At 72.1% G+C, this 17,008-nt stretch carries 25 protein-coding genes and 1 pseudogene; 3 read left to right on the plus strand and 23 right to left on the minus strand.

Translation table 11 applies throughout. The features are described 5' to 3' along the window. Nucleotides 1-117: 117 nt before the first annotated feature. The 21 genes from KGD84_RS00855 to KGD84_RS00955 all read right to left on the minus strand — a co-directional run bounded on the left by KGD84_RS00855 (nucleotide 118) and on the right by KGD84_RS00955 (nucleotide 12,538). Complete coding sequence (locus KGD84_RS00855) at nucleotides 118-315, minus strand: hypothetical protein (protein ID WP_220564205.1); 198 nt, start codon at nucleotides 313-315, stop codon at nucleotides 118-120. Nucleotides 316-526: 211 nt separating this feature from the next. Further along, nucleotides 527-943 carry a hypothetical protein gene (locus tag KGD84_RS00860; RefSeq protein ID WP_220564206.1) on the minus strand — a complete coding sequence of 139 codons (417 nt, stop codon included), beginning with the start codon at nucleotides 941-943 and terminating at the stop codon, nucleotides 527-529. Nucleotides 944-1,099: 156 nt separating this feature from the next. Next, nucleotides 1,100-1,324 carry a hypothetical protein gene (locus KGD84_RS00865; protein WP_220564207.1) on the minus strand — a complete coding sequence of 75 codons (225 nt, stop codon included), beginning with the start codon at nucleotides 1,322-1,324 and terminating at the stop codon, nucleotides 1,100-1,102. Between the two features lie 34 nt (nucleotides 1,325-1,358). Then, a complete protein-coding gene (locus KGD84_RS00870) occupies nucleotides 1,359-1,718 on the minus strand; it encodes a hypothetical protein (protein ID WP_220564208.1) in 360 nt (119 codons plus the stop codon). Then, the gene (locus KGD84_RS00875) at nucleotides 1,715-2,590 is read right to left on the minus strand and encodes a hypothetical protein (protein ID WP_220564209.1); all 876 of its coding nucleotides are present in this window, start codon (nucleotides 2,588-2,590) and stop codon (nucleotides 1,715-1,717) included. The genes KGD84_RS00870 and KGD84_RS00875 overlap by 4 nt, the downstream gene beginning before the upstream one ends. A gap of 110 nt (nucleotides 2,591-2,700) precedes the next feature. Then, entirely contained in the window at nucleotides 2,701-2,946 is a 246-nt protein-coding gene (locus KGD84_RS00880) for a hypothetical protein (protein ID WP_220564210.1), read from the minus strand. Nucleotides 2,947-3,204: 258 nt separating this feature from the next. Then, nucleotides 3,205-5,169, minus strand: a complete 1,965-nt coding sequence (locus KGD84_RS00885) for an ATP-binding protein (RefSeq protein ID WP_220564211.1) — start codon at nucleotides 5,167-5,169, stop codon at nucleotides 3,205-3,207. Next, nucleotides 5,166-5,453: a hypothetical protein gene (locus tag KGD84_RS00890; RefSeq protein WP_220564212.1), complete on the minus strand. Its 288-nt coding sequence runs from the start codon at nucleotides 5,451-5,453 to the stop codon at nucleotides 5,166-5,168. The genes KGD84_RS00885 and KGD84_RS00890 overlap by 4 nt, the downstream gene beginning before the upstream one ends. A gap of 65 nt (nucleotides 5,454-5,518) precedes the next feature. Beyond that, nucleotides 5,519-6,061, minus strand: a complete 543-nt coding sequence (locus tag KGD84_RS00895) for a hypothetical protein (protein WP_220564213.1) — start codon at nucleotides 6,059-6,061, stop codon at nucleotides 5,519-5,521. Further along, entirely contained in the window at nucleotides 6,058-6,384 is a 327-nt protein-coding gene (locus tag KGD84_RS00900) for a hypothetical protein (RefSeq protein ID WP_220564214.1), read from the minus strand. The genes KGD84_RS00895 and KGD84_RS00900 overlap by 4 nt, the downstream gene beginning before the upstream one ends. After that, complete coding sequence (locus KGD84_RS00905) at nucleotides 6,381-6,599, minus strand: helix-turn-helix domain-containing protein (RefSeq protein WP_220564215.1); 219 nt, start codon at nucleotides 6,597-6,599, stop codon at nucleotides 6,381-6,383. The genes KGD84_RS00900 and KGD84_RS00905 overlap by 4 nt, the downstream gene beginning before the upstream one ends. Further along, nucleotides 6,596-7,345: a RuvC family protein gene (locus tag KGD84_RS33500; RefSeq protein WP_277615498.1), complete on the minus strand. Its 750-nt coding sequence runs from the start codon at nucleotides 7,343-7,345 to the stop codon at nucleotides 6,596-6,598. The genes KGD84_RS00905 and KGD84_RS33500 overlap by 4 nt, the downstream gene beginning before the upstream one ends. Further along, the gene (locus tag KGD84_RS00915; protein ID WP_220564216.1) at nucleotides 7,342-7,755 is read right to left on the minus strand and encodes a hypothetical protein; all 414 of its coding nucleotides are present in this window, start codon (nucleotides 7,753-7,755) and stop codon (nucleotides 7,342-7,344) included. Before KGD84_RS00915 ends, KGD84_RS33500 begins: the two co-directional genes overlap by 4 nt. Beyond that, the gene (locus KGD84_RS00920; protein WP_220564217.1) at nucleotides 7,752-7,943 is read right to left on the minus strand and encodes a hypothetical protein; all 192 of its coding nucleotides are present in this window, start codon (nucleotides 7,941-7,943) and stop codon (nucleotides 7,752-7,754) included. Before KGD84_RS00920 ends, KGD84_RS00915 begins: the two co-directional genes overlap by 4 nt. Beyond that, nucleotides 7,940-8,674, minus strand: coding sequence for an exonuclease domain-containing protein (locus tag KGD84_RS00925; RefSeq protein ID WP_220564218.1), 735 nt, complete (start codon nucleotides 8,672-8,674; stop codon nucleotides 7,940-7,942). The genes KGD84_RS00920 and KGD84_RS00925 overlap by 4 nt, the downstream gene beginning before the upstream one ends. Nucleotides 8,675-8,734: 60 nt before the next feature. Continuing rightward, the gene (locus KGD84_RS00930) at nucleotides 8,735-9,886 is read right to left on the minus strand and encodes a recombination directionality factor (protein WP_220564219.1); all 1,152 of its coding nucleotides are present in this window, start codon (nucleotides 9,884-9,886) and stop codon (nucleotides 8,735-8,737) included. Between the two features lies 1 nt (nucleotide 9,887). Next, a complete protein-coding gene (locus KGD84_RS00935) occupies nucleotides 9,888-11,177 on the minus strand; it encodes a hypothetical protein (protein ID WP_260697175.1) in 1,290 nt (429 codons plus the stop codon). Beyond that, nucleotides 11,174-11,509: a hypothetical protein gene (locus KGD84_RS00940; RefSeq protein ID WP_220564222.1), complete on the minus strand. Its 336-nt coding sequence runs from the start codon at nucleotides 11,507-11,509 to the stop codon at nucleotides 11,174-11,176. The genes KGD84_RS00935 and KGD84_RS00940 overlap by 4 nt, the downstream gene beginning before the upstream one ends. After that, complete coding sequence (locus KGD84_RS00945) at nucleotides 11,506-11,967, minus strand: hypothetical protein (RefSeq protein ID WP_220564223.1); 462 nt, start codon at nucleotides 11,965-11,967, stop codon at nucleotides 11,506-11,508. The genes KGD84_RS00940 and KGD84_RS00945 overlap by 4 nt, the downstream gene beginning before the upstream one ends. Nucleotides 11,968-12,038: 71 nt before the next feature. Beyond that, nucleotides 12,039-12,251 carry a hypothetical protein gene (locus KGD84_RS00950; RefSeq protein WP_220564224.1) on the minus strand — a complete coding sequence of 71 codons (213 nt, stop codon included), beginning with the start codon at nucleotides 12,249-12,251 and terminating at the stop codon, nucleotides 12,039-12,041. Then, nucleotides 12,248-12,538, minus strand: a complete 291-nt coding sequence (locus KGD84_RS00955) for a helix-turn-helix domain-containing protein (protein ID WP_220564225.1) — start codon at nucleotides 12,536-12,538, stop codon at nucleotides 12,248-12,250. The genes KGD84_RS00950 and KGD84_RS00955 overlap by 4 nt, the downstream gene beginning before the upstream one ends. Before the next feature lie 202 nt (nucleotides 12,539-12,740). Between KGD84_RS00955 and KGD84_RS00960 the strand changes: the two genes are divergently transcribed. The 3 genes from KGD84_RS00960 to KGD84_RS00970 all read left to right on the plus strand — a co-directional run bounded on the left by KGD84_RS00960 (nucleotide 12,741) and on the right by KGD84_RS00970 (nucleotide 15,569). Beyond that, nucleotides 12,741-13,229 (plus strand): hypothetical protein, encoded by a 489-nt coding sequence (locus tag KGD84_RS00960; RefSeq protein WP_220564226.1) that lies wholly within the window; start codon nucleotides 12,741-12,743, stop codon nucleotides 13,227-13,229. 292 nt (nucleotides 13,230-13,521) lie between these two features. After that, nucleotides 13,522-13,830, plus strand: a complete 309-nt coding sequence (locus tag KGD84_RS00965; protein WP_220564227.1) for a hypothetical protein — start codon at nucleotides 13,522-13,524, stop codon at nucleotides 13,828-13,830. Nucleotides 13,831-13,907: 77 nt separating this feature from the next. Further along, nucleotides 13,908-15,569 carry a recombinase family protein gene (locus KGD84_RS00970; protein WP_220564228.1) on the plus strand — a complete coding sequence of 554 codons (1,662 nt, stop codon included), beginning with the start codon at nucleotides 13,908-13,910 and terminating at the stop codon, nucleotides 15,567-15,569. Between the two features lie 10 nt (nucleotides 15,570-15,579). Here the strand turns inward: KGD84_RS00970 and KGD84_RS00975 are convergent. After that, nucleotides 15,580-16,080: pseudogene (locus tag KGD84_RS00975) on the minus strand (AMP-binding protein); the annotation flags it as partial. A gap of 46 nt (nucleotides 16,081-16,126) precedes the next feature. Continuing rightward, entirely contained in the window at nucleotides 16,127-16,999 is an 873-nt protein-coding gene (locus KGD84_RS00980) for an amidohydrolase family protein (RefSeq protein ID WP_260697176.1), read from the minus strand. Nucleotides 17,000-17,008 lie beyond the last annotated feature (9 nt).

Raw genomic sequence — 17,008 nt, forward strand, 5'->3', positions numbered from 1 at the left:
ACGGACGGCGGCGGGTTTGCCACTTGGGCTCTGCGGGGCCTGGCCCGCCGCCGTTGTGCTGTGCGGGGTGGCGGAGAGAGAGGGGGCGCCCCGCCCGGGGGCGGGGCGCCGTGTGCGTCAGTCCTCGTAGTCCCACTCCTCGGTCGGGTCCCACCAGGCGGCCCCGCTGGGGTCCTGGTCGGTGTAGTCCCGGCCGCTGACCTGGCAGATGCTGCCGACCTGGCAGGCGGGGCACGGGGTGCCGCCGCACGGGCAGAGGTGGTCGGTGGGCACGTGCCGTTCGGTGTCGGCGTCCCACGTGGTGGACCGGATCATTCCTCGGTCGCAGCCCTGCAAGCAGGCGTTTACGCAGGTGAAGGTCATGACTGACTCTCTCTCTATGGTGTTTTCAAACGGCTCCGGTGGGGTGCCATCCCCTCCGGCATGTCTCTATTAAACCACAGTCACTCTCCATTGCGCAACACCGAACGTGGGGCGGAAACAGAGAAGCCGCCCCGGCTGGGTGCCGGGGCGGCGGGGGTGTGAGCTAGTCGTCCATGGCCTGTCCGCCCAGCTCCTCGCTGGCGACGTGGAGGCTGATGTCGGCGTCGCTGATCACCAGTTCAGCGGCCCGGAACATCCACTCCTCCAGCTTGTCGCCTTCGCCGTCGACCATGAACTCGGCCATGGTGGCGACGTGCTGGCTGCACATCAGGGCCTTGGCAAGTCCCTGCTGGAGGATCTCCCGTCCCTGATCGGGGATGATGCTGACCAGGGGTTCTTCGTCCATGAGGATCATGGTGCGGCTCATGGCGTCCCAGATCTCGGTAGCCGTGTCCGGGGTGAGGACCGGCGGGAGGGTCACGGGCGTGACGTCCGCGAGGATCTCCCGGGCCAGGGCCAGGACGTGAAGGAGTCGGAAGGACAGGTGTGCCAGGCGGGCCCGGCGCTCGTCGTGGTTCACGACGTTCTCACTCTCTGTTGTGTTTTCAAACTGCGTGTCGGGTTGGGGTGCCATCCCCTTGCCGACATCTCTATTAAACCACACCCTCTCTCTATTACGCAACACCACGGGTCACAGAAAACCCCGGGCGTCACAGCCCGGGGCTCCCGTCCCAGCTCACACCCGACGCCACCCCGACAACACCGGCTCCGCCGGGGTGCCCTCGAAGGTGACCTCGAAGTCCATCCCCGGCAAGTCCTTCGGGTCGGAGACGCCGACCTCGGAGGCCAGCTGAGCGGCGTCCACCCGCACGGGGTCCGTGTAGTCGCGCTCCGGGAGCGTCACCTCCGCCCAGGGGCCGATGAGCAGCAGGCAGCGGGCGCGGACGATGGTTCCGGTCATGGTCGTGGTCCTCTCGGTTCGGTAGTGCAGGGGGTCAGCGAAGGCGGTTGCCGCGCGCGTCGCGCGGGGCCCGGGTGGCGTCGCGGCTGATGCCGAACGCGCCGAACGCGGCGACCAGGGTGAGCGGGCCGGCGGCGGCGAGCCACCACCCGCCGGCCACCCAGGCCGCGGCGGCGGGGAGGCCGAACACGGCCAGGATAAGCGCCCCGAGGACGATCCCGGCGGGGTGCCGGGTGGGCTCGGGCGCGGCCGGGCGCGCGCCCGGGTGGCGGGTGGCGCGGTGCTGGGTGAGCGCGCCGACCGGGTCGAGGCGTTCGGACGTGGCCCAGGTGGTGCACAGGTCGCAGGTGATCCGGCCGTCGTCGGTGACGGTGCCGATGGGGTGGGCGGTCATGCTGTGTGGGTCTCCTCGGTCGTGGTGGGTGTGAGCAGGGCGAGGGCGTCCTCGACGAGGTAGAGCGGCCGCTGTCGGCCGTCGTCGGTGGCCCAGCAGGGCACGAGCCTGCCCCGGTGCGCCCAGCTCTTCAGGGTCCCGAGGGGCACGGGGTGCCCGAGGGTGGTGAGGGCCTGGCGGACCTCGGTGAGGGGGAGCACCTGGGCGGCGAGCTGGGCGCGGACGTCGGTGCGCCACTGGGCGGTGTCGACGAGCCCGAGGCAGTCGCGGTCGTGGCACTGGGCGGTGGCGGCGTCGGGGCGGGCGTAGACGGGGCGGCCGCAGTCGGGGCAGAGCCCGGCGAGGGTGTAGCCCGGGGTGTCGGCTCCGTAGAGGTGATACCGGGCCTGGTCGACGGCGGCCGTGATCTCGTCCACCAGGTGCCCGCCCTCGGGGTGGCGGCGGATGTCCGGGATCAGGGTGCGCAGGAGTGCGGCGACCGTGGCCCCGCGCGGAACCGGCTGTGCGGCGCGACGGCGGGCGCACGAGGGGTGGCCGCACCCGGCACGGCAGAACGGGCCTATGGGGCGTCCTGGGGCTTCCTGGGCGTCTCCGGCGAGGGTTCGGCGCCACATGCCCAGGGTGCGCACGAGGACGTCTCGGGCTTCGGAGGCGTGGAGGTCGAGCGGGAGCGGGGGCTCGGTCGGCCGGGTGTGGCCGGCGGGGCGGGGCCGGCGGGCCTGCCGGGTGATCTCGACGTCGAGTTCGGCCAGGAGGCCGGGGACGTCGGCCAGGGCGACGGCGAGCCGGTGTGTGCAGGCGTCGCACACGAGCGTGGCCGTGGTGGTGGTCCGCTCGCATTCGGGTGTGCGGCACAGGCCCGGGGTGGTCATGGGGTGGTGCTCCTCCTGTGGGTGGGGACGGGGACGGGGGACGGCTACGTGCGCGCGGGCCGGGGGCCGACCGAGCGCCTGGTGGTCGGTGGTGCCCATGGGGGTGGTGCCTAACGTCGTTGTGGTGGGTCGGCCGACCGAGCGGCGAGCTGGTCGATGAGGTCGAGGGTGGCGTCGCGGAGGTCGTCGGGGAGGTTGCTGGTGCGGAGCATGCGGCGGGCGCCGGTGATGCTGCGGGCGTCGGTGAGCACGACCGCAGCGCACCCGGCCGCCTTCCGCTCGAGGGAGCTGCGGGCGGAGGTGGCATGCAGCTGTTGGGCGCGGGCGGCGAGTTCGGCGGTGGTGGGAGAACACATTGGGGTTCTGGGCCTCTCTAATTAAAAAAAGATGATGTTATTGGTGATATTGGGTTTGACCTGGGGTTTTGTGTGACGGATATGGTGACGGGTTTGGTGTCATTGACGGGATTGGGGCTGACCTGCGGTTATGTGTTCCGCGGTCGGTGTTTGTGCAGGTCAGCCCCAATGTCGTCAATCCCGTCACATACTCGTCAGGTGTTTGTGCAGGTCAGGCCCAATGTCGTCATGTCCGTCTGTGTCTGTGTGTCATGAGCGTCATGCGGCGGCGTTTGTGTTCGGGACGGCATCGGGGAGGGTCCAGTAGGCGCGCTTCTCCTTCCCGAACCCGGTCATCTGGGAGACGATCTTCAGCTTGCGCTTGGCGCGGTCGATGGCGGAGTCGGAGAGCCCGGCGGCCTTCCCGGCCTTCTTGATGTCCGCGGCCAGCTCGGACCCGCCCATGTCCTCGAGGTAGGAGCGGAGCCACACGGCGGCGTCGGCGGTGGTGGAGGCGTCCATGTCGGGGTGCAGGCTGGCCTGCATCTGCTCCTTGACGCTGGTCGCGGTGGTCTCGGGCCCGAGCACGAACCGGCTGAGGTAGGCGGGTTCGGTTTCGTCGGGGATTTCCACGGTGACGGGCTGGATGGTGTACGTGTGCGAGGGGAGCCCGAGGCGGCCCAGGTTGTTCTTCTCCAGCGACATGACGAACTCGCCGGGGCCGTCGTCGTCGGCGTCCTCGACCCGTGAGAACACGATGGCGGCGCGGATGAGCTGCCCGAACGCCCCGGACCCGGCGATGCGCGCGAGCGGGTCGGCGGAGCCGCTCTTGGTGAAGTGGGCGAGTCCGAGGATGCTGAACTCGTAGCGGTCCGCGGCGGCGACGAGCGGCTCGAGGGCCTGGCGGACCTCGTTCGCCCGGTGGTCGTTGATCTTGCCGTCGATGAGGGACAGCAGCGGGTCGGCCACCAGGAGGGCGACGCTGTAGAGCTCCGCGGCCTGCCCGAGGCGGGTGATGTCCCTCGGGAGGGTGAGGCGGGCGTGGGCTTCCTGGTCGTCCTCGACGTCGATGCGGAACACGAGATCCAGGTCGGCGCCGGCGGCGATGAGCCGGGGGGCGATGGTGTACGCCCAGGAGTCTTCGGTGGCGGCGTAGATGACGGCGCGGGGCTTGCCCCATAGCTCCCCGGGGAGGGTGCCGGTGGTGATGCGGGCGGTCATCCACGCGGCGAACTGGGACTTGCCCAGGCCGGGGCCGCCTGCGGCGATGGCGAGGGAGTGCATGGGGATGCGGCCGTGGCTGGTGGGGGGCTGGCCTTCGGGGGTGGTGTCCCAGAGCCAGCGGACGCGGCGGATGCGGATCTTGGATGCGGGGGTGAGGAGGAGGCGCCGCTCCTCCCCCGGCGCGGTGTTCTCCTGGGGTTCGGGGTGGGTGGTGTCGGCCGGGGCCGGGGCGGTGTCGAGGTCGACCAGCTGGTCGAGGGTGCCTCCGGCGGCGAGGTGGTCGGAGAGGTCGGCGCCCTTGCGGTCGAGGGGGGAGCGGACGGTGCGCACGCTGGCGGCGGCGCCGGTGATGGCGGCGGCGATCTTGCGGGCGTGCTCGATGCCGGGTTCGTCGTTGTCCGCGATGATGATGACGTGGGCGCCGCGGAGGGCTTCGGTGTATCCGTCCTCCCATCGGGCCTTGGCGCCGTTGACGGCGGTGGTGCCGACGTGTCCGAGGCGGATGAGGGCTTCGGCGTCCTTCTCGCCTTCGACGACGTAGACGGTTCCGCCGGTGGTGGCGGCCTGGCGGACGGCGGCGAGGTTGTAGAGGACGCGCACGCCGCGGGGCAGGCCGGGGCGGGTGGTGGCGGGGTTGTGCGGCATGAACGACTTGGCGCCGCAGTTCGGGCACCGGAAGCGGCGTTGGACGTAGAGGATGTACCCGTTCTCGTCCTTGTAGTCGTATCCGGCGACCTGGTCGAACGTCTTCCACGGCTTGTCGTGGTGGCACTGGGGGCGGCGGGTGTCCTCGTCGAAGAGGTCGCCCATGGCCAGCCCGAGCTTGGCCACGACGTCTTCGGCGTGGCATCCGGCGTGGCAGGACACGCCCAGGGTTCCGGTCTTGTTCCCGTAGCCGACGGACAGGGACGCTTCCCGGTCTTCGTGGGCGGGGCAGCGGGCGGACAGCTGGGAGCTTCCCCGGGGGTTGCATCCGGCGGCCTCGAGCGCTTGGCGGACGCGGTCGAGAGCGGTGGTCAACGGGTTCCTTCCAGGGCTCGGGCGATGGCGGCGCGGATGCCCTTGATGGTGGGGGCGTGGGTGCCGATCACGTCGATGTGGTGGGCGGCTCGGAGGGCTCCGGCGAGGGTGCGGGCGGTGCGCTGGGTGATGCGGTGGGCGTCACCGACGTCGAGGAGCACGCAGCACCCGGCGGGCACGGGGGAGAGGCCTCCGTGTTCCTGGGTGGGGTGGGGTGTCTCGGCGTGTCCGTCGCGCACGGTGAGGCGGATGCGCACGGTCACGGTGACGGTGGTGTCGGTCATGGGGTCCCCCCGGGGTGTGGGGCCCGCCCCCGGTGGGGTGGGGGCGGGCCGGTGCGGTCGGCGGTCTACTCGTCCAGGGCCAGCTGTTCGCCGTCCTCGTCGGCGTCGGGGCGCTGCCCCAGGAGGACCAGGAGGCCCGTCGAGATGCGCTCCATCTCGTGCCACATCTCGCTCGCGGAGAGGTGGGCGACGGTGGCCTTGTGGGCTTCGTGCTGCCACTGCTCGACCCCGGCGCGCAGGCGGGCGGCGGCCAGGCTGGCGACGTCCCGCCCGGCGTGCCGGAGGGTGTGCTTGGCGATGCGGATCTCGCCTTCCTCGTCGAGGGTGCCGGTGGCGGTGCGGGTCACCCACAGGGCGCGCTGCACTTCGCGGACGGCCTCGGCCTGGTCGACGTCGGGGATCTCCACCGAGGACAGGCGGAGCTTGAGGGAGGCCTCCTTGTCCTCTCCGGCCATGGGCTCGATGCGCTCGACGGGGCGGAGGGTGCCGACGATGAGGAGTTCGTCGGCCTGGCCGGCGCGGGCCTTGGCCATGAGGGTGTCCATGTGGGGGTCGAGGACGTCCCCGACCTGCGCAGTGATCTTGGCGTCGATCTTCGGGGTGGTCATGCTGCGCGGCTCTCTTCCTGGGCGCGGAGGTGGGAGTTGTAGCGGGTGATGGTGCGTTCGCTGACGCCGAGACGGCGGGCGGCCTCGGGGACGGGCACCCCCCACGACCGGAGTTCGAGGTAGTCCTCGAGGCGGCCGCGGACGGATTCGGAGATGAGCCGCATGGGCCGGTTCACCGGGGCCTGGGTGAGGGGCCAGTCGTTCAGGCGGCCGTGGTACTTCTCGCGGTGCCAGCAGGCGGTGATGAGGCCGCGGCCGTGGTGGGGTCCGGTGCGGCCGCATCCGCAGATGCATGTGACGGTGCGGGATCGCTCGGAACTCACTGCTTGGGGTCTCCCTTCGGGGTGAGGGTGATGTCGTAGCCCAGGGCGGCCGCGTAGTCGGTGAGGCCGTCGAGGTCGGGCACGTTGAGGCCCTTCTCCCACCGGTAGATCGTGTTCAGGGCGTAGCCAGCGTGAGCGGCGGTGTCCTTGAGGGTGATCTGATGGGCGCGGCGGTGGGCGGCCAGCTGGGCGATGATCGGGTGTGGGGCGCTCACTGGGTGATCACCTCCGGCCAGGTGGCGCCCTGCACCGCTCGGCCCTGGGCGGGGGTGAGGGGGGCGGCGGTGGCCCAGGCGTTGCCCATGTCGGCCAGGGCCAGGGCGTCGGCCTCGTCGCTGCTGGTGATCTCCACGTCGGGGAATCGGGCCGACATGGCCTTGGTCATGGACACCTTGTCGGCGTTGCCGCGCCCGGTGGCCCAGAGCTTGAGCGTGGACGGGGGGATGATGGCGACGGGCACGCCCAGGCGGTCGAGGTCGTCCCTCACCATCCAGCGGAGCGCGGCCATCTCGTCGTGCCCGGCCTGGGTGGCGCGCCCGTAGGCGGGGCCTTCGAGGACGGCCAGCGAGTAGGGGCGGGCGTATCCGGTGATGCGCTCGCGGATGTAGCGGAGCCGCTCGAGGCCGCGGAGCTGGCGGGGCCGGATGCGTTCGGCCCACCCCAGGGAGGAGGCGACACCGGTGGAGGTGAGGGACAGGTCCAGGCCCAGCACGAACATGGTGCCGGCCGGGACCAGTTCGTCGGCGTCGTAGTGCGCGGGGAGCTGGTGGGGGTCGTTGTCGAGGAGGACGCCGTAGCCGCCGTAGGCGCCGATGTTGGCGATGGTGCCGGGGGTGCCGACCGGGACGGCGTAGTCGGCGGGGAACCCGGGGGTGGAGGGTGCGGGGGCGGTGGTGCGGACGCGGTCGCCCACCTTGTAGGGGGCGGTGCCCATTGCGGGGTCGGCGGTCGGGGTGGTCATCGGGTCTGCTCCTCGGTGTCGTCGGCGGGCTCGGTCCAGGTGGTGACGGGTCCGGTCTCGCCGTCGACGTCGGACACCTCGACCTCGACCACGGCCGGGGCGTCGTCCTCCTCCGGCGCGGCGGGCACGAGCGCCCACGCGGTTTCCGGGGCCTCGATCTCGCCGGCCAGCTTGCGGAGCGCCTGGGCGACCTCCGCGTGGGCGGTGGCCGGGTCGTCGAGGTAGGCGGCGGTGACGGTGCGGGCCTTGTGGGTGCCGACCTGGAGCCGGACCCGCACGGGCACGGTCTGGGTGGCCCCGATGCGGGCGGCGGCCAGGTCGTCGACGAGCCGGGCCTGCTCGAGGGGGTGGAGGAAGAGGCGTTCGCCCATGGCGGCGAAGTGGGACATGAGGCGGGAGAGGGTGGTCATGAGGTCGCTCCGAGTCGGCTGAGGGCCGCGTTGACGTTGTGCAGGTGGAGGCGGAGGTTGGCGCGGCGGTGCGGGTCGCTGGTGCCAGCGAGACGGCGGAGGGTTTCCTCCCGGGCGACGCGGAGCCGCTGGGCGCGGTCGTAGCGGGTCTCCAGCCAGGCGGCCGCGGGCGGCAGGACGGCGCTCATCGGATCTGCTCCTGCACCACAGCCGGGGCGGGGATGAACGGCCAGTCGCGGGCGACCGTGGCGGCCGGGTCGTTCTTGCGGAGCCACCGCTCCAGCCCCGCCGCCTGGTCCCGCTTCCACTCGACCTGCATGCCGTGCAGGTCAGCGACCGGCATCCGGCCGATGTGGTCGTACCGGGAGGCGATCACGTAGGCCACCCGGGCGGCGGCCAAGCTGTCGGCGGCGGACCCGTGGGCGTCCTCCTCCGCCAGGTCGATGCCGTAGTGGCGGGCGGCGTCGACCAGCTTCCTCGAGCCCTTCCGGTACTTGTCGACGGCCTTGTCCAGGACCAGCGGGTCGACCACGGGCCGGATGGCGGCGATCCCGGCGGCCTCCCGGTGGTGCCCGTACCGCAAGCATTCCCGGTGCAGGAGGGACAGGTCGAACGGGGCGTTGTACGCCACCGTGACGGCGCCCTGCTCCGCCCAGTGCAGGAGGTCCCCGGCGATCTCCCGCACGGCGGACGCGGGGTGCTGGCCTCGGGCCTGGGCGTGCTCGGTGGTGATGCCGTGGATGGCGGCGGCCTCGTCGGGGATGTCGATGCCGGGGTTGATCAGCCACCCGGAGTGGACCTTCTTCCCCTGGGCGGGGTCGATGGTCCACCGCGACCAGGTGACGATGCGGTCGGATTCGATGTCGACGCCGGTGGTCTCGGCGTCGATGGCGCACAGGGCGCCGGTGTGCCAGGTCATGCGTGCCTCTCGGTGGTGTGCGGGGCCGGGGGAGGGTGCGCCTCCCCCGGCCCGGGGGGGTCAGAACGGGGGGCGGTCGCCAGCGGGGGCGGGGGTGTGGTCCTCGACGACCTGGGCGACGGACTCGCCGGGGACGCCGGGGCGCGGCACCCGACCGGCTCGGAGGGCGTCGGCGAACGCGGCCAGCTGGGCGCCGGTGGCGTCGTCGACGAGGGCGCCCTCGTGCTGGGCGGAGTAGGCCTCCATCAGCTCCGTGGTCGACCAGTCGTCCGGGGCGGCGGCGACGCACGCCATCCACATGGCGTCGGCGTCCGGCTCCGGCGCGGCCGGGGGAGCAACCGGCGCCGGGGCCGGGGCGGCGGGTTCGGGCTCGGCGCGCTGCCGGAGTTCCGCGGCGCGCGCCTTCATCGCGGCCGCCACCGAGTCGGGCGCGCCGGCGGCCTGGGCCTGGGCCCACAGCGCGCGGAGGGCGTCGAAGTCGGGGGCCTCCGAGGCCTCCGCGATCCAGTCCCGCTGGGGCGGCGCCTCGATCTCCGCCGGGCCCTTCCCGGCCGACACCGCCGGGGCGATGCCGCCCTCACCGGCCATCAGGGCCGTGGGGGTGGCGTCCACTTCGAGCGTGGGCACCATCCACGTGCGGGTCTGCCCGTCGCGCTTGGCGGTGCGCTCCTCCAGCGCCAGCCACGCGCTCACGTAGCCGCCGGTCTGGGCCAGCATGTTTGCCACCCCGGGCAGCTCCACCGCGGCGTAGTAGCCGTGGCTCTCGAGGCGCCACACCCCGACGCCGGGCACGTCGCGCAGGACGACGTTCAGGCGCGTGGTCGGCTTGCACTCGCGGGCCTCCGGGTCGGGGCCGCACGGGCACATGATGTCGCGGAGGACCTCGGTGCGGCCGTCGCAACGGCGCTGGCACCCGCCCCCGGACCACAGCTCGTACCACTGGGTGACCGGCTGGGGCGGGATGTACACGGGGAGCCGGTCGGCGGTGGTGAACACCTCCCACTGGGAGGGGCCGCCGTTGGCCGGGGTCCACGGCTGGACCTGGCCGCCGTACAGCTCCGCGACCTTCTCCAGCAGCGGGCGGCTGGCGGAGGTGAGGCGGAACCGATCGAGCTTGGCCGGACGCGTCCGGCCGTTCTTGGTGGGGAGGACCTGGCCGATGCGGATGCGGCCCAGCTCCCGGATGCGCTGCTGAATGTCGAGGATCGGCACGTCAGGCCGCCTTCCTGGTGGTGGTGTGGGTGGGCACGGGGAGGGCGTCGCCCACCAGGTGCGGGGACAGGTCCGCGTTGAAGTCGGCCACGTGCCGGATGTGGCGGAACGCCTCGAACACCTCGGGGCCGCACTTCACGGGGATGAGCCGGTACCCCTCCGGACGCAGGTGCAGGACGACCCCGACGTCGTGGACCTCGTCGGCCGGGAACGGCACCCGCGTGCCGTCGCGGAGCCACCCGTATTCGGCGTGCGCGTAGGCGGACATCTGCACTCCGGCCTCGGGGTAGACGCCCTTGACGTCCAACTCCCCGCCGGTCTTCGTGTCGCCCATGAGGAGGGCGCCACCGGCGATGTGGGGGGAGCGCAACAGGTAGTCGAGGGTGCCCGCGTAGCTCTCCGTGTAGCTGGCCACGACCATCTCCGACGCCTCGAAGGTCACCTCGAAGTCGTCGACGAACCGGCGGAAGTGCTCGAGGTAGGGCGCGGTCTCCGGGTCGGTGAGCAGCTGCTCGGGCACCGGCTCACCGAGGACGTGAGCCTCGATCAGCGCGTGCACCGCGGAGCCGACTTCGGCGCGCTCGTCCTTCTTGCGGGTGTGGGCGCGGCGGAGCCAGTCGTAGGCCTCGACCCGGGTCTCCTCCCGGCGGGACGCCTTCACCAGCCGCGGCAGGCTCTCCATGGCGGTCTCCGCGACCAGGTTCCCGGCCCAGTGCACCAGGGCGGGCTTGGGAGAGCCCTGTCCGAGGATGGTGGTGACGGAGCGGAGCATGGCGCCGGTGGTGTGGCACTTGTAGAACCCCGCGGTGGACCGGCGCGGGATGCGGGCCGGGCCGACCGGGCGGCCGCCGCCGGGGCACGGCATCTTGATCCCGTCGCCACCGTCGCACTTGTGCTTGCGCAGGGTGCCCGTCTTGGTGACGGGGTACTCGCCGCTGCACACGTCGCAGACGGCGCGGTCGGGGAGGTCGAGGTCAGGCACTGAGGGCCTCCTCCTGGTCGTGAACGGTCGGGGTGGGGGTGGGGCGGGGGCGTGCCACCAGCAGCGGCGGCCCTGGATGTAGAGGCGGGTCGGGCGGCGGCCGCACCGGCGCCCCTGGGAGCCCAGGTACAGGCGGCAGGGCTCGGCGGTCGCGGCCGCCAGCCAGGCAGCGGGGATGCGGGACAGGGCCGCGCGGGCGCGCAGGCGCCGGCGGGCGCGGGGGGCCTCGGTGCGGGCGGCCTTGCGCTCCGCCCAGGTGGCGGACATGGCCGCGACGTCGGCCGGGTCGGTCCAGTCGGAGGCGCTCACCGGGCACCCCCCACGTGGTGGCGTCCGGCCGGGGGCTCGAGGTCCGGGACCTGCCCGGCGCGCTGCACGGCGTGGGTGGTCTCGGAGATCACGGCCTCAGCGGCGGCCAGCTGGCGGAGCGCGTCGTCGCGCTGGGACTGCGCTTGGGCGGCGGCGGCGCGCTCCTGGCGGGCGACCCGGCGCGCCCGGTTGGCGCGCTTGATGGCGGCGGCCGCCATCCGCTGGGACAGGAGGGTGCCCTCGCACCCGAGCAGGTAGCCCAGGACGATGCCGAGCAGGACAGCGCCGATCGCGAACATCGGGAGCAGGGCCATGGCGGTGTCGTGGCTCACCGGGCACCCCCGGCGATGGCGCGCGAGGAGATGTGCCCGGACAGCTGCACCGGCACCCCATCGACCTGGCCCCAGGCGATCAGCTCGACACCGCCCGAGGCGGTGCGGTGCTCCTCCACCGGCGCGGCGATCACCTCAGCCCACGCGGCGACGGTCTCCCGGACGGTGCCGTTGGGGACGGTGATCCCGTCGTGCAGGGTCCCCCACACCTCGACGTGCATCTCGTCGCCCGCGGGGACCTGGATGGACCAGGCGACCGGCGTCCGGTCGGCCAGGGTGCGGAGGTGGGTCACGACGTGCGCGGCGTGGGTGATCTGGTCGGCTACGGGCATCTCGTCGTGGGGGGTGCCCGGGACGGGGGTGTCCTGGAGGGCGTCCTCCAGGGCCGCGCCCGCCTGCACGATGAGGTCCCACGCGCGGCGGGTGGCCGCGGAGGCGGGGTTGGTAGGCTGATTCACAGAGAACTCGCTTTCTCGACTTGGCCCTCGCCCCGGATGCAGCCGGGAGGGGGCCGTTTTCATGGGTGGGGTCAGGCGGCGGCCTGGGCGGAGCGGGCGGCCAGGGCCTCCGCGCGCCAGCGCTCGTTCATCTCCGTCAGCTCGTCCACGGACGGCCCGCCGGGCCGGTAGGCCAGGAGGGCGGCCTCCCGCGGGGAGAGGGAATCCCGGACCCGGCGGGCGTCCGCGAGGATGCGACCGGCGGCCCGGATACGGCGAGCAAGTTCGGGCGGGTGCGCGCTCATGCGGCCTCACTCCCCATGGGGTGTTCGTGGTGAGGAGCCTGTGGGGTGTCGAGCCACAGATCCCCGAAGGAGAGCCCGAGACGGCCGATGATCCGGAGGTAGGTGTCCGGGTGGGGGCGCGTCCGGTGACCGGACTGGAGCTTCTTGAGCCCGGACTCGGATCGTCCGATTTCCCTGGCCAGGCGGGCGAGGGAGAGTCCGGCGCGGGTGCGTGCCTTCCGGAACGCCACCCGATCGAAGACCAGGTTCTCCGCGCCCTCGTCGTGGTGAGTTCGTGGTGAGGTCATGGGTAGGACGGTACCCCATGGGTTCACCATAGGGATACACCTTTATGTCGGTGGGGATAGGCCGGAACCCGAACGCTCGTGCGCTACAACCCCTGTGGCTAAGGGGTTTTCGTCATCCGGGGAAAGTCAAGACCGGCCCAAAAATTGGCAGAATCCGGCCTCGATTGGGTACCTAATGGGTACCGTCTGTACCCTCGACCCCATGGCTTCCCCATACGCACCCTCACCCGAGCGACTCCGCCTCGGACGTCTCATCGACCAGCGCAAACGCCGCAAGAGCTGGACTTGGACCGAGATCGCCGCCCGCGGCATCCCCCTCGAGACCCTCCGCCGCGCCCGACTCGGCACCGCCCCCCTCACCAAGGAGACCTTGGAGCGCCTGGACCACACCCTCCAGTGGGAACCCGGTTCGGCTCAGACCGTCCTCAACGGCGGCAACCCGGTCCCCCTCGAAGGGCCCACGGTCGAGCAGGAGCAGCGCGTCCTCTCCACCCCGCTCGGGGAGGCGGCCTACACGGTCATTCGGGAGATCGAGGAGGACAGCGAGGACCTGGACCCCGAGGAGCGCGAGGAACTCGAGGCCGCCCTAGCGGAGCGCTTGAGAACCGAGATGACCCTTTTCGCGAACATGAAGCGCGCCGAACTCGAACGCCGCCGGGGCCGGCGCGCCCGGTCCGGAGACGAGGGTTGACACGAAAACTGTCCGCTTTTGGCCTAGATGGAGGTAAACCTCACTCCCCGTAGTAACACCAGGTAGTAGCGTGTCCAGTTTTTCGGCGGTATGCCTCGAAACCCTGGCCTCGAACATGGGTTCGCCCTACGATTGGGTCCCCACGCACCCACCAGGAGGCATAGTGGACCCTTGTCGTATCCCCCGCCCCGCACGCTCCGGCCGACCGGCCAACACCCTGCACTACCCCCGGCCCCGCGTTCACCCCGCGCCGATCAGCATCACCCTCGGAGACCTCCCCCGCGGGGAGACCATGCACATCTACGAAGTGGGGGATGGGCACTGCCTGGTGGTGATCAACCTCCGCTACGTCGACGACCCGGAACGCATCGAACGGGCCTACCTGAACCTCCCGGCCGACCACCCCGCGCGCCCGGCCGTCTGGCAGATGCTGTGCGTCCCGGACCCGCTCATCGACCCGGTCGGGTACGCAGAGGCGCACTGGTGGCGAGACCTGACCATCGTCGACATGGGCCTGATCCTCCGCATGGAGGCCCTGGGCCTCATGCGCCCGTGGCCGCACAGCCACACCGCCGGACCAATCCTCACCCCCTCCCGGTAACCCCCGGGGCGGCATCGTGGGGTGGAGCTCCGGCGGGGGCCTCGAGCTCCACCCCCAACCCGAGGAGAGAGCAGCACGTGAACCACACACCCCCGACCCTGACCCTCCCGCGGCCGCCCGGCGCCGCCGGAGTCCCCCTGGACCTCATCCCCGCCATCGGCTACATCCGCGTGTCGAAGAGCCGCGAGGAGATGATCAGCCCGGAGATCCAGCGGCAGGCCATCAAGGACTGGGCCCGCCGGAACGGCCGCTGGATCGTCGACTGGGTCGAGGACCTCGACGAGTCCGGCCGGTACTGGCAACGGCGGATCATGAGCGTCATCGAGCGCGTCGAGGCCGGCGAAGCCCGCGACGTGATCGTCTGGAAGTACAGCCGGTTCGGCCGGGACCGGTCCGGTAACGTCGTCAACCTGGGCCGGTTGAACAGGGCGGGCGGCGAGCTGGAGTCCGCCACCGAGGACATCGACGCCTCCACGTCCGTGGGCAAGCTCAGCCGCGGCCTGCTGATGGAGATCGCGGCGTTCGAGTCCGACCGCATGGCGGAGTCCTGGGCGGAGACGTGGACATGGCGGCTCGACCAGGGCCTCCCCGCGCGCGGCGGCCCCCGCTGGGGATACGAGCACGTGGGCCGCATCCCGAACCCGGTCGGCCCCGGGTCGTTCCGAGACCCGAACACCCAGGAGGCATACCTCCCCATCGAGGAGATGGTCCCGCACGCGGTGTGGGCGTTCGAGGCGTACAACAACGGGTCCGGGTACAAGCCCATCGCCCGGGAGTGGAACCGGCGCGGCCTGGTCACCATCGCCGGTGGCCCCTGGGCCGAAACCACCGTCCGCGGCGTCATGCTGGCCGGGTTCATGGCCGGACAGCTCCAGATGCACGACCCCGCATGCACCCGCGACCACCCCCGCCGGCACCGCGGCGGCTGCACCCAGCGCATCCGTGTCCCCGGCGCCCATGAGCCGATGATCACCGTCGACGCGTGGGAGACCTACCTCGAGCGGTCGGCGCGCCGGGCCGCGGCTCCGGTCGCGGACCGCACGGCGAAGCACCTCCTGTCGGGCGGGATCTTCCAGTGCGGGCACTCCGGCGACCGCATGAAGGGCGCCCCGAATCAGGGGAAGATCCAGTACAAGTGCGTGGGCTGGGCCAGCTTCGGCCGGTGTGCTGCCCGGACCGTCCGTGAGGAGGTGGTCGTCCCTCACCTCCTGGCCGACATTGCGGCGTGGGCCGACGACCTCGAGGCCGCGGCCGCGGAGCGCGCCCGGGAGCAGGAGGAGGCCCCGGCCGCTCCCGTCGTGGACGAGACCGACCAGGCCCGGAAGGAGGTCGAGCGGCTCGACCGGAAAATCGGGCGCCTGGTCGACCTCTACATGGACGGCGACATGGAGAAGAGCGAGTACGCGGACCGGCGCGGCAAGCTCGACGCCGAGCGGGCCGCCGCGGCCGCGCGGCTGGAGGAGCTGGAGGGCGCCCAGCAGGCGGACCCGGCGGAGTACATCCCCGTGGCGCGCGGCCTGGTGGAGGAATGGGCGTCGCTGCCGCTGGCGCACCAGCGCGAGCTACTGCATCAGCTGGTGGAGAGGATCGAGATGTTCCGGGAGTCGGCCACGAAGGCGTGGATCGTCGTGCGGCTGGCGGATGGCACCGAGCACCGGCACGACGTCAGCCACGACTACACGGGGAACACGAAGGCGGCGATCGAAGCGCGCCGTCGTGCCCTGAAAAAGGTCCTGTAGATGCGACCTAGTTGATGGTCAGCAGCTGGTGCTCGTCGATCCCGGGCCGGTCGAACGCCGGGTCCGACCCCGCGACCAGCGCCTCGTAGTCCTCCCACCCCTCCCGGGCGCCCTCCAGCGCGACGAACCGCTCCACCCCCGGCATCCGGTCGCGCACGCCGTCGACCGCGTCCAGCTGGTCGGCGTGCGCGCACAGCACCTTCGCGCCGGAGTGGTTCACGATGTAGACGAAGTCCTCGGCGGTCAGCCGGAAGTTCACCGGCACCAGCACCGCCCCCAGCTGCGGCACCGCGTAGAACGACTCCAGCTGGGCGTGCGTGTTGGGTGCGATGTAGGCGACCCGGTCGCCCGGGGACACCCCCATCCCCTGGAGGGCCGACGACCACCGGTCGCAGCGGTCGAAGAACTCCTCGTAGGTCAGCCGCAGGCCGCGGTCGACCACCGCGAGCCGGTCGGGGTGCAGCCTGCGGGTCCGGCGGGCGAACTCCAAAGGCGTGAGCGCGAGTTCCATGGCGGCCTTTCTCTGCGTCGTGCGGGCTCCGCGCGGTGCGGGCGCGTCAGAGGTCGAACAGTCGGGTGGCGTTGTCGTGCAGGACGCCGCGCATCCAGTCGTCGCCCAGGCCGAGGCCGGCCAGGGCGTCGAGCTGCTCCACGTAGGGGTAGGGGATGTTCGGGTAGTCCGTGCCGAGCAGGACGCGGTCGGCCAGGTCCTTGAGCCGGGGGTACCCGTCCGCGGGGAAGGGGGCCTTCCGCTCGGTGAAGCGGGTGAACACCATGGTGGTGTCCAGGTGCACGCCGGGGTACCGCTCGGCCAGGTCGAGGAAGGCCGTGTACTCGGGGGTCCCGGCGTGGGCGATGATCGCGGTCAGTCCGGGGTGGCGGCGCAGCACCTCCCCGAACGGGCCCGGCCCGGTGTGCTCGCCGGGCTGCGGTCCGGACCCGCAGTGCACCACGACGGGGATCCCGGCGTCGGCGAGCGCGCCCCAGGCGGCGTCGAGCAGGGGGTCGCGCGGGTCGTAGCCGCCGACCTGCACGTGGGCCTTGAACACGCGGGCGCCCGCGGCGATGGCGGCGGGGACGTAGTCGCGCGCTTCGGGCTCGGGGTAGAAGGTGGCGCTGTGCAGGCAGTCGGGGTGGCCGGCGGCGAACCCGGTGGCCCAGTCGTTGAGCCAGGCGGCCATGCCGGGGCGGTGGGCGTAGAACAGCGAGGTGTACCGCCGCACGCCGAACCCCCGCAGCCGGGCGACCCGGGCCTCCTCGTCGTCCCGGTAGGTGATGGGCCAGTAGCCGCCCAGGGCGTCGAAGTAGGCCCACACCTTGCGCAGGACGTTGTCGGGCATGAAATGGGTGTGCACGTCCACGAGCCCGGGCAGGCCCAGGCCCTGCCAGTGGCGGCGGACGGCGTCTGACTCCGTTGAGACGTCGGTCACACGGACACG

Origin of the sequence: Nocardiopsis changdeensis (assembly GCF_018316655.1) — a bacterium.
Classification (GTDB): domain Bacteria; phylum Actinomycetota; class Actinomycetes; order Streptosporangiales; family Streptosporangiaceae; genus Nocardiopsis; species Nocardiopsis changdeensis.

What these genes read in the sequence shown, in the direction of transcription:
- KGD84_RS00855 (WP_220564205.1), bottom strand. Translation starts at nt 315, where the DNA reads ATGATCCGGTCCACCACGTGGGACGCCGACACCGAACGGCACGTGCCC.
- KGD84_RS00865 (WP_220564207.1), bottom strand. Translation starts at nt 1,324, where the DNA reads ATGACCGGAACCATCGTCCGCGCCCGCTGCCTGCTGCTCATCGGCCCC.
- KGD84_RS00870 (WP_220564208.1), bottom strand. Translation starts at nt 1,718, where the DNA reads ATGACCGCCCACCCCATCGGCACCGTCACCGACGACGGCCGGATCACC.
- KGD84_RS00875 (WP_220564209.1), bottom strand. Translation starts at nt 2,590, where the DNA reads ATGACCACCCCGGGCCTGTGCCGCACACCCGAATGCGAGCGGACCACC.
- KGD84_RS00880 (WP_220564210.1), bottom strand. Translation starts at nt 2,946, where the DNA reads ATGTGTTCTCCCACCACCGCCGAACTCGCCGCCCGCGCCCAACAGCTG.
- KGD84_RS00890 (WP_220564212.1), bottom strand. Translation starts at nt 5,453, where the DNA reads ATGACCGACACCACCGTCACCGTGACCGTGCGCATCCGCCTCACCGTG.
- KGD84_RS00895 (WP_220564213.1), bottom strand. Translation starts at nt 6,061, where the DNA reads ATGACCACCCCGAAGATCGACGCCAAGATCACTGCGCAGGTCGGGGAC.
- KGD84_RS33500 (WP_277615498.1), bottom strand. Translation starts at nt 7,345, where the DNA reads ATGACCACCCCGACCGCCGACCCCGCAATGGGCACCGCCCCCTACAAG.
- KGD84_RS00915 (WP_220564216.1), bottom strand. Translation starts at nt 7,755, where the DNA reads ATGACCACCCTCTCCCGCCTCATGTCCCACTTCGCCGCCATGGGCGAA.
- KGD84_RS00920 (WP_220564217.1), bottom strand. Translation starts at nt 7,943, where the DNA reads ATGAGCGCCGTCCTGCCGCCCGCGGCCGCCTGGCTGGAGACCCGCTAC.
- KGD84_RS00925 (WP_220564218.1), bottom strand. Translation starts at nt 8,674, where the DNA reads ATGACCTGGCACACCGGCGCCCTGTGCGCCATCGACGCCGAGACCACC.
- KGD84_RS00950 (WP_220564224.1), bottom strand. Translation starts at nt 12,251, where the DNA reads ATGAGCGCGCACCCGCCCGAACTTGCTCGCCGTATCCGGGCCGCCGGT.
- KGD84_RS00955 (WP_220564225.1), bottom strand. Translation starts at nt 12,538, where the DNA reads ATGACCTCACCACGAACTCACCACGACGAGGGCGCGGAGAACCTGGTC.
- KGD84_RS00960 (WP_220564226.1), top strand. Translation starts at nt 12,741, where the DNA reads ATGGCTTCCCCATACGCACCCTCACCCGAGCGACTCCGCCTCGGACGT.
- KGD84_RS00965 (WP_220564227.1), top strand. Translation starts at nt 13,522, where the DNA reads ATGCACATCTACGAAGTGGGGGATGGGCACTGCCTGGTGGTGATCAAC.